Source organism: Mesorhizobium sp. P2_C4 (assembly GCF_056404575.1).
In genome coordinates this window covers 911,018-924,091 of record NZ_JBFUDT010000001.1, presented here as the reverse complement: position 1 = coordinate 924,091, position 13,074 = coordinate 911,018, and the positions used below count along the sequence as shown (strand labels likewise).

Below are 13,074 nucleotides of genomic sequence, written 5' to 3'. Positions count from 1 at the left end.
GCGACCCGGAAAGCGAAGAGGAGATCGCAGGCATGAAGGTTGCGGTTCTCGGCGGTGGACCAGCCGGCCTCTACTTTGCCATCTCGATGAAACTCAGGGACGCCGCGCACGAGGTGACGGTGTTCGAGCGCAACCGCGCCGACGACACATTCGGCTGGGGCGTCGTGTTGTCGGCCGAGACGCTCGACAATCTGACCCGCAACGATCCGGTCAGCGCCGTCTGGATCAAGAAGCATTTCGCCTATTGGGACGACATCGCCGTCATCCATGACGGCGTGCGCACGGTTTCGACCGGCCATGGTTTCTGCGGCATCGGCCGCAAGCGGCTGTTGGTCCTGCTGCAAAGGCGAGCACGCGAACTCGGCGTCAAACTCAACTTCGAGACCGATATCGCCGATCCCAAACCCTATATGGCGACATACGATCTGGTCGTCGCCGCCGATGGGCTGAACTCGAGAGCGCGCAACACTTTCGTCGACGTGTTCAAGCCCGACATCGACACCCGCAAATGCAAGTTCGTCTGGCTCGGCACCGAGCAGAAATTCGACGACGCCTTCACCTTCATCTTCGAAAAGACCGAGCATGGCTGGGTGTGGGCGCACGCCTACCAGTTCGACAGCGATACCGCGACCTTCATCGTCGAATGCAGCGAACAGACCTGGGCTGGTTTCGGCTTCGGTTCGATGTCGCAGCAGGAATCGATCGCCGTCTGCGAGCGGATCTTTGCCAAGCATCTCGGCGGCCACGCGCTGATGACCAACGCCAACCACATCAGGGGTTCGGCCTGGATCAATTTCCCGCGCGTGCTGTGCGAGCGCTGGTCCTATCAGAATCTGGCGCTGATGGGCGATGCGGCGGCATCGGCGCATTTCTCGATCGGCTCCGGCACCAAGCTGGCGCTGGAAAGTGCTGTGGCGCTGGCCGACTATGTCGAGTCGGAGCCTGACCTCGAGGCGGCGTTCCGCAAATATGAGGATGCGCGCCGCACCGAGGTGCTGAAGCTGCAGTCGGCGGCACGCAATTCGCTCGAATGGTTCGAGGAGGTCGAACGCTATCTCGGCCTCGATCCGGTGCAGTTCAACTATTCGCTGCTGACCCGTTCGCAGCGCATCAGCCACGAGAATTTGCGGCTGCGCGATGCCGAATGGCTGGCCGGCGCCGAAGAATGGTTCCAGCGCCAGGCCGGCGCCGGCGGCAACAGCTTGCGCCGCGCGCCGATGTTCGCGCCGTTCAAGCTGCGCGACATGGCGCTCAACAACCGCATCGTCGTCTCGCCGATGGCGCAGTACAAAGCCGTCGACGGCTGTCCGACCGACTGGCATTTCGCCCATTATGCCGAACGCGCCAAGGGCGGCGCCGGCCTGCTCTATATCGAGATGACTTGCGTCAGCCCGGAAGGCCGCATCACGCCCGGCTGCCCGGGATTCTATGCGCCCGAGCACGAGGTGGCGTGGAAGCGTTTGGTCGATTTCGTCCATGGCGAGACGGAAGCAAAAATCTGCGCCCAGATCGGCCATTCCGGCGCCAAGGGCTCAACCCGGCTCGGCTGGCAAGGCACCGACGTGCCGCTGCCGTCCGGCAACTGGCCGGTGATGGCGGCATCGGCTGTCGCCTGGTCGCCTGAGAACCAGGTGCCGAAGGCGATGGACCGTGCCGACATGGACCGCGTGCGCGACCAGTTCGTGGCTTCCGCCGAGATGGCCGAGCGTTGCGGCTTCGACATGCTGGAGATCCATGCCGCGCACGGCTATCTCTTGTCGTCCTTCATCACGCCGATCACCAACCGGCGCACGGACGCCTATGGCGGTTCGCTGGAAAACCGCATGCGCTATCCCCTCGAAGTGTTTCGCGCGGTGCGCGCCGCATGGCCGGCGGAAAAGCCGATCTCGATGCGCATCTCCGCCAATGACTGGGTCGGTGTCGAAGGCGTGACCCCGGCCGACGCGGTCGAGATTGCAAAGCTGCTGCATGAGGCCGGCGTCGACATTTGCGACGTCTCGGCCGGCCAGACTTCGGCGCTGGCCAAGCCGGTCTATGGCCGCATGTTCCAGACGCCGTTTTCCGACCGCATCCGCAACGAGGTCGGCATGGCGACGATGGCGGTCGGCAACATCTATGAGCCGGATCATGTCAATTCGATCCTGATGGCCGGCCGCGCCGACCTTGTGGCGCTGGCACGACCACATCTCGCCGATCCCTACTGGACGCTGCATGCGGCGGTGACGCTCGGTGATCGCGGCGTCAAATGGCCGGATCCCTATTTGCCGGGCCGCGACCAGATCTACCGGCTCGCCGAACGCGATGCGGCTGCGGGGCTGAAAGTATGAGTGGCGGGGCGACCACCGCTGGCAAGCATGCGCTGGTCACCGGCGGCGGCTCGGGCGTCGGCCGGGCGATCGCGCTTGCGCTGGCCGGTGCCGGGATCGACGTGACCATTTGCGGCCGGCGCGAAGTGGAACTCGCCAAGGTGGCCAAGGAAAGCAGCCGTATTTTCGGCATCGCCGCCGATGTCACGGACGAAGCCTCGATGGCGTCTCTCTACAGCCAGGCGGAAGCAGCGCGCGGACCGTTCGGTATCGTCGTCGCCAATGCCGGCATGTCCGGCAGCGCACCGGCGCACAGAACCGCGCTCAGCGACTGGCAGCGGACGCTCGGCGTCAACCTCACCGGGGCGTTCCTGACGATGAAGCCGGCGCTGGCCGGCATGGCCGCGCGCAAGGCAGGCCGGATCGTCTTCGTCGCCTCTACCGCTGGCCTGAAAGGCTACCCCTATGTCGCCGCTTACGTCGCCGCCAAGCATGGCGTCGTCGGGCTGATGCGGGCACTCGCCGCCGAGACCGCCAAATCCGGCGTGACCGTCAATGCGGTATGCCCCGGTTTCGTCGAGACCGAGATGCTGGAAGCGTCCATCCAGCGCATCGTCGACAAGACCGGCCGCTCGGCTGAGGACGCGCGGACGAGCCTGTCTTCAACCAATCCGCAAGGCCGCTTCATCCAGCCGGAGGAGGTCGCCGCCGCGGTGCTGTGGCTGTGCGGCGATGCTGCTCGCTCGATCACCGGGCAGACAATCTCGATTTCAGGAGGCGAGACATGGTAGCCGGACCCTTGCCCGCACCATCGGGACCCGGCAAGGACCGGCTGCGCCTGTGGATACGCCTGCTGCGGGCGTCACGCACCATCGAGGCCGAACTGCGCGAGCGGCTGCGCCAGGAGTTCAACACGACGCTGCCGCGCTTCGACGTGATGGCGGCGCTCTACCGGGTGCCGGAAGGCATGCTGATGAGCGACCTGTCGCGCTTCCTGCTGGTGTCCAACGGCAATGTCACCGGCATTGTCGACCGGCTCGTGTCGGAAGGGCTGGTGGCCCGCGCGCGCCGCAATGGCGACCGCCGCACCTCGATGGTGCGCTTGACCGAAGAAGGCTCCTCAGCTTTCGCCATCATCGCCGCCGCGCATGAGACATGGATCGCCGAGCTGCTGGGCACTGTCAGCGAGGACGAAGCGCGCCGGCTGACCGGCATGCTGACCTCGTTCCGCAGCAATTGGGAGGGACGGGAATGACCGAGATGGCCGGCCGCAAGCCGAAGCATTTCCTCTGGCAGGTCGAGGGCAAGGTCGCAAAGGTCCGGCTCGACCGGCCGGAGCGCAAGAACCCGCTGACCTTCGAAAGCTATGCCGAACTGCGCGACACATTTCGCGACCTTGTCTATGCCGACGATGTCGATGCGGTGGTGTTCCTGTCCAATGGCGGCAATTTCTGCTCCGGCGGCGATGTCCACGACATCATCGGGCCGCTGGTCAAGATGGACATGAAGCAGCTGCTCGCCTTCACCCGCATGACCGGCGACTTCGTCAAGGCGATGCTGAATTGCGGCAAGCCGATCATTGCGGCGGTCGACGGCGTGGCGGTCGGCGCCGGCGCCATCATCGCCATGGCGTCGGACATTCGCATCGCCACGCCGGAGGCCAAGACCGCTTTTCTCTTTACTCGCGTCGGCCTCGCCGGCTGCGACATGGGCGCCTGCGCGATCCTGCCGCGCATCATCGGCCAGGGCCGCGCCGCCGAACTGCTCTACACCGGCCGCACGATGACGGCGGCCGAGGGTGAACGCTGGGGGTTCTACAACCGGCTGGTCGATGCCGCGGCTCTCGAAGCCGACGCGCTCGATATGGCGGCGCGCATCGTTTCCGGCCCGACCTTCGCGCACGGCATCACCAAGACGCAGCTGAACCAGGAATGGTCGATGGGGCTCGACCAGGCAATCGAAGCGGAGGCCCAGGCGCAAGCGATCTGCATGCAGACACGCGATTTCGAGCGCGCCTACAAGGCCTTCGTCGCCAAGGGAAAACCGGTGTTCGAGGGCAATTGAGGATGGGTGGGCAACTGGAAACGTTGGTGGGACAGCACCCCCCTCTGTCCTGCCGGACATCTCCCCCTCAAGGGGGGAGATTGGCTGTCACCGCTGTTTTCGCAAACCTTCAACGTCGCAGGGAAAGCGCCGACGCCGGAACTGCTGATCTCCCCCCTAGAGGGGGAGATGCCCGGCAGGGCAGAGGGGGGCGCCGTAGAGCACGAGGCCTGACTAGCGGAGGCAGAAATGCCTGATCGCTCTTTCCTCAACTGGCCGTTCTTCGAGGATCGCCATCGCGACCTGGCCGAGCAGTTGGACGCATGGTGCGCAAAAAACCTCCCCGTCGATCACCATGATGTCGACGCCGCCTGTCGTGAGTTGGTGGCGAAGCTGGGCCGAGACGGCTGGCTGAAACCGACGGCGGTCGACACCGACAATCCTGGGCCGCTCGACGTACGTGCGCTGTGCATCACCCGCGAGACGCTGGCCCGGCATGACGGGCTGGCCGATTTCGCCTTCGCCATGCAAGGGCTGGGCACTGGCGCGCTCAGCCTGTTCGGCTCTGCCGAACAGCAGCAATGGCTGGCGAAAACCCGCGCCGGCAAGGCGATTTCCGCCTTTGCCTTGTCGGAACCACGCTCGGGTTCGGATGTCGCCAATATGGAGATGACTGCTGTCCGCGACGGCGACAACTACGTTCTGTCGGGCGAAAAGACGTGGATTTCCAATGGCGGCATCGCCGATCTCTATATCGTTTTCGCCCGCACCGGCGAGGCGCCGGGCGCCAAGGGGCTTTCGGCTTTCATCGTGCCGGCCGACAGCAAGGGGCTGAGCGTCGCCGAGCGCATCGAGGTGATCGCGCCACATCCGCTGGCGCGCCTGTCCTTCGACAACGTTCGCGTTCCGGCGTCGGCGCTGATCGGCAAGCCCGGCGATGGCTTTCGCATCGCCATGTCGGTGCTCGACGTGTTCCGCTCGACGGTGGGTGCCGCCGCCCTGGGCTTTGGCCGCCGGGCATTGGATGAAAGCATCGCCAGGGTGGCCGAGCGTGAACTGTTCGGCGCGCCGATGGTCGAACTGCAGATGGTGCAAGGCCACATCGCTGACATGGCGCTGGATGTCGATGCCGCCGCCTTGCTGGTCTATCGCGCTGCCTGGACCAAGGACATGGGGGCACCGCGGGTGACGCGCGAGGCAGCCATGGCGAAACTATACGCGACAGACCGCGCGCAAGACGTGATCGACAAGGCGGTGCAACTGCATGGCGGCGACGGTGTGCGCAAAGGCCATATCGTCGAAAGCCTGTATTGCGAGATCCGGGCGCTGCGCATCTATGAGGGTGCGTCGGATGTGCAGAAGGTGGTGATTGCGCGGCAAGTGATGGGCGCGGCCTGAAGCAAGGTTCGCGCGAGGAAATTGCAGACTGAACTGTTTTCGAACTTAGACATTGCGAACAGGGCTTTAGAGAATCGGGAGGCTTGAAATGCACACCATCCTGCAGCCGGAAGGCTGGGCGAAACCCGTCGGCTACGCCAATGGCGTCGCGGCGCGCGGCCGGTTGGTCTTCGTCGGCGGGCAGGTCGGCTGGAACGGGCAATGCCAGTTTGAGACCGACGATTTCGCCGGCCAGGTGCGGCAGACGCTAGAAAACATCGTCGCCGTGCTGGCCGAGGCCGGCGCCGAGCCAAAACACATCACCTCGATGACCTGGTATTTTACCGACAAGGCCGAATATCTGGCCAACCTCAAAGGCATTGGGGAGGCCTATCGCGAGGTGATCGGCCGGCATTTTCCAGCGATGGCCGCCATGCAGGTGATGGCGCTGGTGGAGGACCGCGCCAAGGTTGAGATCCAAGCTACCGCAGTCATCCCTGACTGAGCTAGGTGCGGTAGCCCGCTTGTTTCAGAAGAGGCAGCACGCGGTCGCAGAAATAGGGCAGTTCTTGCGTGTAATTGACGAAGGACAGCGCGATGCCCTGGTAGCCATGTTCGGCAATGGTGATCATGTCCGCGGCGATCGTTTCCGGCGTTCCAATCAAAGGATAAGTGCCGGCGCCGCCGGCGAAGCGCTGGCGGTAGCGGTCATAGGCGTGCGGGTCGTGCGATTGCGAAAACTCCTTCTTGCCCGCCATATGGGCATCGACCGCATCGTGGTCAGCCATATCGACCGCGTAGCGGGTGTAATATGCCTGCGCCTCTTCCATGGTTTCCCGGCAGACGACATGCGCCACCGTATAGACGCCGACGTCGCGCCCCAGTGTTTCGGCGCGTTCGCGGATGTCGGCGACGTGCTTGCCGGCGTCAGCCATTTCGGAAAAGGTGGTGAACAGGTAGTCGCATTTGGCGGCGGCGAAATCGCGACCCGGCCCGCCGAAAGCGGCATTCATGGTCACCGGGCGTGGAGCCTGCAGGCTGGCGGGGCGGCTCACCGCCTCTTTCAGGCGATAATAGGTGCCTTCATAGTCGAGCGGCTCGCTCGATGCGTAAAGTTTTTCCAGGATTTCGATCCATTCGGCGGCCTGGTCGTAGCCCTTCTCGACCAAAGGCGTGCCGAACATGCCGAATTCCTTCGGGTTCCAGCCGCAGACGATGTTGAGCCCGGCGCGGCCCTGGCTGATGTGGTCGACCGTCGCCAGTGCCTTGGCGGCATAGAGCGGATGGACGAGCGGCACGTGCACGGTCATGAACAGGCCGATCTGCTCGGTCGCCACGGCAAGGGCGGCGGCCCAGGTAAAAGTCTCGAACGACCATTCGCGCACCTTGTTGCGGCCGCCAAAACCGCGCCAGCGTGCGATCGGCAGGATGAACTCCAGCCCGGCGCGGTCGGCGATCTGGGCTGCCGTCAGATTGTCCTGCCAGCTTGCCGTCCAGCGCTCCGGCACATCGGTAATGGCAAGCCCGCCATCGGCATTGGTCGAAAAGACGCCGAGTTTCAACCTGTTCGGGCCGTGCAGGGGATGGGCTTTGATCATGTCTGAAAACTCGCTGCGGAAGAGGGCAGGCTACGGTTCCGCGAAAATATTTCAAGCCTGAAATAGCTTCGCCCGGCCGTGGTTTGCGGCTATGAATTTGGACAGGACGAAAAAGGGGATCGGCATGAGCGAATTCCGCCAGAAATGCATCGGCAAGCAAAACCTCATCGGCTCATTCGCCGCCATACCGCATGCCGTTGCGGTGGAAGTGATGGCGCTGTCCGGCCTCGATTTCCTCTGCATCGACTGGGAGCATGCGCAGATATCCAGGGACACGATCGAAAACATGGTTCGGGCGGCCGATAGTCATCGCGTGCCCGCCATGGTGCGCGTCCCCGGCCACCAGCCGGAAGCCATCGCCGCCGCACTCGACAGCGGCGCGCAAGGCGTGCTCATCCCGCGCATCTCGACGGCCGCCCAGGCGAAGGCGGCGGTCAAGGCCTCGCGCTATCCGCCTGAGGGCGAGCGAGGCGTCGGCCCCGGCCGCGCCGCCGGCTATGGCTACCGCATCCCGGAATATCTCGCTGCCGCCAATGCCGGAACAGTCGTCGCGGTGCAGGTCGAGACCGCCGAAGGGCTTGCCAATATCGAGGCGATTGCCGCCGTCGAGGGCATCGACGTGGTCTTCGTCGGTCCTGGAGATCTCTCGGTGTCGATCGATGCAATCGGTCCGAAAGGCGCCGACAAGCTCAATGCGGCGATCCGGACGATCATCGGTGTAACGATCGCGCACGGCAAGGCCGCCGGCATATTCTGCGCCAGCCCGCAGCCTGTCGGCCAATGGGCAGCGATCGGCGCCAGCTTCTTCATCTTGGCCAGCGATACGATGTTTCTCGGCGCCGGCGCTGCCGCCAATTATGCCGCGGCACGCGACGAGCTGGCTTAGCGGAAAACTTTTTAAGCTTAAAACTTTTGTCTTGAAATGTCCGGCGCTTTGGATAAGCATTCAATATCGATCTGACTGCCGTGCCGGACGGGCTTGCCGGCGGTCCTGTCGAGGCGTTCAGGGTGCGAGGTTCAGTCCTTGTCGTTCATGCTGCCCCAGTCATCTTCTCTGGCCAGCGCGCGTTACGCTTTCGATGGCGTGCGCGCCCAAATTCGCGATCTGCACACCGAAAACATCGCCAACCTTGCCGTGCGCGCCCGTGAACTGGGTGACGTGATCGCGCTCTGGTACGGCGAAGGCGACATGGTGACGCCGGCCTTCATCCGCGACGCGGCCAAGGCGGCGTTCGATGAGGGCCTGACCTTCTACGTTCCCAACATGCGCGGCCACGGCCCGTTGAATGAAGCGTTGTCGGAGTACCAGACGCGCATCCACGGCAGGCCGATCCCGATCGCGCGCACCACGGTGACGCCGGGCGGCATGCAGGCTCTGTACCTCGCGCTGGAACTACTGGTCGATACCGGCACCAACGTCGTCTATGTCGCGCCGCAATGGCCCAACATCCACAACGCCATCCATTTGATCGGTGGCGAGCCGCGGCCGTTTTCGCTGGATTTCAAGGGCGACTGGAAGCTCGATCTCGACCGGCTGTTTGCGACCTGCGATGCGCGCACACGGGCGATCTTCCTGTCGACACCGTCCAACCCAACCGGCTGGACCGCGTCGCGTGAGGAAATGCAGGCGCTGCTCGATTTCAGCCGGCGCACCGGCATCTGGATCATCTCCGACGAGGTCTATGGCCGGCTCTATTTTGATGGCGTGGTGGCACCGTCCGTGCTGCAGATCGCCGAGGATGGCGACCGGGTGCTGTCGGTCAACAGTTTTTCGAAAGCCTGGGCAATGACCGGCTGGCGCGTCGGCTGGCTGACGCACCCCTCCGGCGTCGCCGACCAGCTCGGCGCCATGAGCCAGTATATCAACAGCGGCACGGCCGCGCCGATCCAGGCCGGTGCCGTCGCTGCGATCCGCCAGGGCGAGCCGCTGGTCGAAGAGATCCGGCAGCGGATCAAGACCGGTCTCGACCTCGCCTATGACAGGCTGGCGCAGATTCCGGGCATCGTGCTGCCGACAAAACCGCGCGGCGGCATGTATGCCTTCTTTGCCCTGGAAGGCGAAGACGATGCGCGTCGCGCCTGCGCCAAGATCCTGGAGACGGCACGCGTCGGACTGGCGCCCGGCCATCTGTTCGGAAGCTCGGCGACGGCCTTCCTGCGGATGTGCGTCTGCCGCGACCGCGACCAGATAGCGACTGCGCTCGAGCGCATGACAGCTGCCATGAATTGACGCCCTGCCGAAGGTGGGGCGGCAAAAAACCGTGCGGGAGCAAACCCGCCCGATCAACAACCAGAGGGAACAAAAATGAGCTTCACTCGTCGTAATCTGCTTCTTCTCGCTGCCACGATCGGCATCGTTGCCGGCCCGGCCGCCGCCTATGCCGCCGACGTGCTCAATGTCGGCGCCTACCCGACCAATCCGCCCTTCGAATACAAGAACGAGAGCGGCACCTTCGAGGGTTTTGAAGTCGACATCGTCAACGAAGCGGCAAAGCGCGTCGGCATGACCACTGAGATCGCCGACCTCGGATTCCAGGCGCTGTTTGCCGCCACGACCTCGAAGCGCATCGACGTGGCCATCTCGTCGATCACCATCACACCGGAGCGGCTGAAGTCGCAGTCGTTCACGCAGCCCTACTATGATTCCGACATGGGCATCGCCACCAAGACCGACAGCGCGATCAAGGCCGAGGCCGACCTCAAGGGCAAGATCATCGGCGTGCTGTCCGGCTCGACCGGCGAAACCTGGGTCAAGGAGCACCAAGCGGCCGACGGGTTCAGCGATGTGAAGGGCTATGACACGCAGCAGAACCTGCTGCTCGATCTCAGCGCCGGCCGCGTCGACGCCGCCGTCAGCGACATTCCGGGCATGGAATACTCCTTCACCAAGATGAAGGACCTCACCGTCAAGGAGCGCATCAAGACCGGCGAACAGTACGGCCTGATGATGACCAAGGACCACCCGCTGCTCGGCAAGCTGAACGACGCGCTGACCGCGATGAAGAAGGACGGCACGATCGCCGCGATCCACAAGAAGTGGTTCGGCAGCGATGCACCGGCCGATTCGTCGACCGTCAAGGAACTGCCGTTGCCGAAGGGCTGAGCGGCAGTTTTTGCCAAGATCGTGCCGGCTGCCATGCCGGCACGATTTGACGGCGTCCTTCGATTTTTGCGCATGACCCTGCCTGGAAACCGATTTCGGTTTTCCGGGATCATGCTTTAGCGTCGCGGGACGCCAACCGTTTCGGGAATGCTCCCATGTCGCTGATCGACACCTTCTTCAATCCCGATGTCATCATGTCCAGCCTGCCGGCGCTGCTGCGCGGCTTCCTGAACACGCTGCTGCTCGGACTGCTCAGCATCGGCATCGGCATCCCCGTTGGCCTGGTGATCAGCCTGCTGCGGCTTTATGCGCCAAAGCCGCTGCGCTGGCTGGCGATAGGCTACACCGACATCTTTCGCGCGCTGCCGGTGCTGGTCGTGCTGATCCTGATCTACTACGCGCTGCCCTTCCTCGGCATACGCCTGTCGTCCTGGGCCTCGGCCGTGACGGCCTTTGCCATCATCATGTCGGCCTATTCGAGCGAAGTGTTCCGCTCCGGCATCGAAAGCATTCCAACCGGCCAGTTCGAGGCCGCGCACGCGCTCGGCCTGCCGTTCCTGCTGACCTTGCGCAAGGTGGTGCTGCCGCAGGCGGTGCGCGTCGTCATTCCGCCGATGACCAGCAACTGCGTCTCGATGTTCAAGGACACGTCGCTCGCCTCCACCGTGGCGCTGCCGGAACTTTTGAAGGAAGCGACCAACGCACAGTCGCTCTACGCCAATCCCTCGCCGCTGATCGGCGCGGCATTGGTCTATCTCATCTTCCTCTGGCCGATGGTCCGTCTCGTCAGCCTGCTGGAACGCCGCTTCAAAACCGAAAAGACACGCTGACCTCGCCAACAATTTCCATCTGCAAGCACTGCGCAGGAGACGACCTTGAACAAGCACCAGACCGACAATGTGAGCGACGCCGCCGGCGCGTTCCCCGTCGAAACCATCCGCGCCATGTTTCCCGCCTTGCAGCGGGCCGGCGACTTCATCTTCCTGGACAACGCCGCCGGCGCGCAGATCCCGCAAAGCGTGCTCGACGCGGTGACCAACCATCTGGTGGCGCACAATGTGCAGCGCGGCGGCCGCTATGGCCGCAGCGTCACCGTCGACCAGTCGGTCGCCGATGCGCGGGAAAGTGTGGCGCTGCTGATCAACGCCTACAGCCCGGCCGAAATTTGCTTCGGCATGAACGCCACCTCCTTCATCCGCCTGGTCAGCCTCGGCATCGGCCAGATGCTTCAGGAGCGCGATGAGATCGTCATCACCGACATGGACCACGACGCCAACATTGCGACATGGCTGGCGCTGGAGTCCGCCGGCGCCAAGTTCAAATGGTGGCGCATGCGCGAGGACGGCAATCTGCATGTCGACGACCTCAAGCCTCTGGTCTCCGACCGCACAAGGCTTGTCGCCTGCACAGTGACGGCGCATTCGATCGGCTCGATCGTCGATGTTGCTTCCGTGGCGAAGATTGCACACGCGGCCGGCGCCGAAGTGTTCCTCGATTGCGTGCATTATGGACCGCACGGGCTGATCGACGTGCAGGCCTGGGATTGCGACTATCTGGTCTGTTCCGGCTACAAGAATTTCTCGCCGCATATGGGCTTCCTGTGGGGCCGCTTCGAAACGCTGAAGCGGCTGCCGACCTTCCGCGAGGATTTCATCCCCGACGAGCCGCCCTACAAGGTCGAGGCCGGCACCTTCATCTACGAAAACGTCTCCGGCATGGACGCCGCGGTGCAGTATCTGGAGCTGATCGGCCGCAATCTTGCGCCGGCAAACAACCGCTCGCGCCGCGACAACATCGTCGCCGGCATGGGCGCCATCCGCGACTACGAGCTGGTGCTGGCGCGCGAGATGCTGGCCGTGCTCAAGGGCTGCAACGCCACCATCTACGGCGTCACTGAGGAAGCCCGCATCAACGAGCGCGTACCGACCTTCTGCTTCAACATCGGCAAACTGTCGCCGCAGAAGATCGTCGAGGAGATGGCCGAGATGCAGATCGGCATCCGCGACGGCCACATGTACGCGCCGCGGCTGATGAAGCGGCTCAACCTCTCGATGGACAGCGGCGCCATCCGCGCCTCGCTGGTGCACTACAACACGGTGGACGAGATCGGGCGCTTCGGTGAGGCACTGCGCGCCATCATTGCCAAATTGTCTTGAAATGGTTGATCCCGGCGACTCCGATCCGAGCACCGACGGTGCGACGTCTCTAATTGTGCTCAGTGAACCCACGCCAGAAGACATCGTCGCGCTCGAGGATGGCCTCTATCGTTTCAACGTCGTCGCGACCGGCGTCGATGACGGTCTGTATTTGTCGATCGTCCTGAAGAGAAACGACGGGACGATCTATGCCGGCCTTCATGGGCACAGTTGGGCCGGCGTGTGCGAAATCAAGACGCTGTGGATTGCCGACAGCGAGCGCGGCAAAGGCCTTGGCACGCGCCTCCTCGCAGCCGCTGAGCAGGAGGCGCGTCGGCGCGGATGCCATGTCATCCATCTTGCGTCCTTCACCTTCCAGGCGCCGGACTTCTACGAGAAGCATGGATTTCAGCGGCTGACGCAGCTCGAGGACTTTCCGCGCGGCCACGCCAATGTCCTGCTCGTCAAGACGCTGGCGCCGAACGCTTCAGTTTGACTGTACTGTCGCGATA

At 63.7% G+C, this 13,074-nt stretch carries 13 protein-coding genes; 12 read left to right on the top strand and 1 reads right to left on the bottom strand.

Annotation, left to right across the window (positions count from 1 at the left end):
- The first annotated feature begins 32 nt into the window (after positions 1-32).
- The 6 genes from AC1DX6_RS04435 to AC1DX6_RS04410 all read left to right on the top strand — a co-directional run bounded on the left by AC1DX6_RS04435 (position 33) and on the right by AC1DX6_RS04410 (position 6,231).
- Complete coding sequence (locus AC1DX6_RS04435; protein ID WP_477311509.1) at positions 33-2,327, top strand: bifunctional salicylyl-CoA 5-hydroxylase/oxidoreductase; 2,295 nt, start codon at positions 33-35, stop codon at positions 2,325-2,327.
- Positions 2,324-3,097, top strand: a complete 774-nt coding sequence (locus AC1DX6_RS04430; RefSeq protein WP_477311508.1) for an SDR family NAD(P)-dependent oxidoreductase — start codon at positions 2,324-2,326, stop codon at positions 3,095-3,097. The genes AC1DX6_RS04435 and AC1DX6_RS04430 overlap by 4 nt, the downstream gene beginning before the upstream one ends.
- Positions 3,091-3,561: a MarR family winged helix-turn-helix transcriptional regulator gene (locus AC1DX6_RS04425; protein WP_477311507.1), complete on the top strand. Its 471-nt coding sequence runs from the start codon at positions 3,091-3,093 to the stop codon at positions 3,559-3,561. Before AC1DX6_RS04430 ends, AC1DX6_RS04425 begins: the two co-directional genes overlap by 7 nt.
- Positions 3,558-4,370, top strand: coding sequence for an enoyl-CoA hydratase family protein (locus tag AC1DX6_RS04420; protein ID WP_477311506.1), 813 nt, complete (start codon positions 3,558-3,560; stop codon positions 4,368-4,370). The genes AC1DX6_RS04425 and AC1DX6_RS04420 overlap by 4 nt, the downstream gene beginning before the upstream one ends.
- A 228-nt stretch (positions 4,371-4,598) precedes the next feature.
- Positions 4,599-5,747 (top strand): acyl-CoA dehydrogenase family protein, encoded by a 1,149-nt coding sequence (locus AC1DX6_RS04415; protein ID WP_477311505.1) that lies wholly within the window; start codon positions 4,599-4,601, stop codon positions 5,745-5,747.
- Between the two features lie 88 nt (positions 5,748-5,835).
- Positions 5,836-6,231 carry a RidA family protein gene (locus AC1DX6_RS04410; RefSeq protein ID WP_477311504.1) on the top strand — a complete coding sequence of 132 codons (396 nt, stop codon included), beginning with the start codon at positions 5,836-5,838 and terminating at the stop codon, positions 6,229-6,231.
- A gap of 1 nt (position 6,232) precedes the next feature.
- Here AC1DX6_RS04410 and AC1DX6_RS04405 read toward each other — a convergent pair whose 3' ends face one another.
- Positions 6,233-7,324 (bottom strand): LLM class flavin-dependent oxidoreductase, encoded by a 1,092-nt coding sequence (locus AC1DX6_RS04405; protein ID WP_477311503.1) that lies wholly within the window; start codon positions 7,322-7,324, stop codon positions 6,233-6,235.
- A 124-nt stretch (positions 7,325-7,448) separates the two neighbouring features.
- Between AC1DX6_RS04405 and AC1DX6_RS04400 the strand changes: the two genes are divergently transcribed.
- The 6 genes from AC1DX6_RS04400 to AC1DX6_RS04375 all read left to right on the top strand — a co-directional run bounded on the left by AC1DX6_RS04400 (position 7,449) and on the right by AC1DX6_RS04375 (position 13,058).
- Positions 7,449-8,210: an HpcH/HpaI aldolase family protein gene (locus AC1DX6_RS04400; RefSeq protein ID WP_477311502.1), complete on the top strand. Its 762-nt coding sequence runs from the start codon at positions 7,449-7,451 to the stop codon at positions 8,208-8,210.
- Positions 8,211-8,357: 147 nt separating this feature from the next.
- Positions 8,358-9,554 (top strand): pyridoxal phosphate-dependent aminotransferase, encoded by a 1,197-nt coding sequence (locus AC1DX6_RS04395; RefSeq protein ID WP_477311901.1) that lies wholly within the window; start codon positions 8,358-8,360, stop codon positions 9,552-9,554.
- A 75-nt stretch (positions 9,555-9,629) separates the two neighbouring features.
- Positions 9,630-10,427, top strand: coding sequence for an ABC transporter substrate-binding protein (locus AC1DX6_RS04390; protein WP_477311501.1), 798 nt, complete (start codon positions 9,630-9,632; stop codon positions 10,425-10,427).
- 155 nt (positions 10,428-10,582) lie between these two features.
- Positions 10,583-11,257 (top strand): amino acid ABC transporter permease, encoded by a 675-nt coding sequence (locus AC1DX6_RS04385; RefSeq protein ID WP_477311500.1) that lies wholly within the window; start codon positions 10,583-10,585, stop codon positions 11,255-11,257.
- 45 nt (positions 11,258-11,302) lie between these two features.
- On the top strand, positions 11,303-12,583 hold the full coding sequence (locus AC1DX6_RS04380) for a cysteine desulfurase-like protein (RefSeq protein ID WP_477311499.1): 1,281 nt from the start codon (positions 11,303-11,305) through the stop codon (positions 12,581-12,583).
- Between the two features lies 1 nt (position 12,584).
- Positions 12,585-13,058: a GNAT family N-acetyltransferase gene (locus AC1DX6_RS04375; protein WP_477311498.1), complete on the top strand. Its 474-nt coding sequence runs from the start codon at positions 12,585-12,587 to the stop codon at positions 13,056-13,058.
- Positions 13,059-13,074 lie beyond the last annotated feature (16 nt).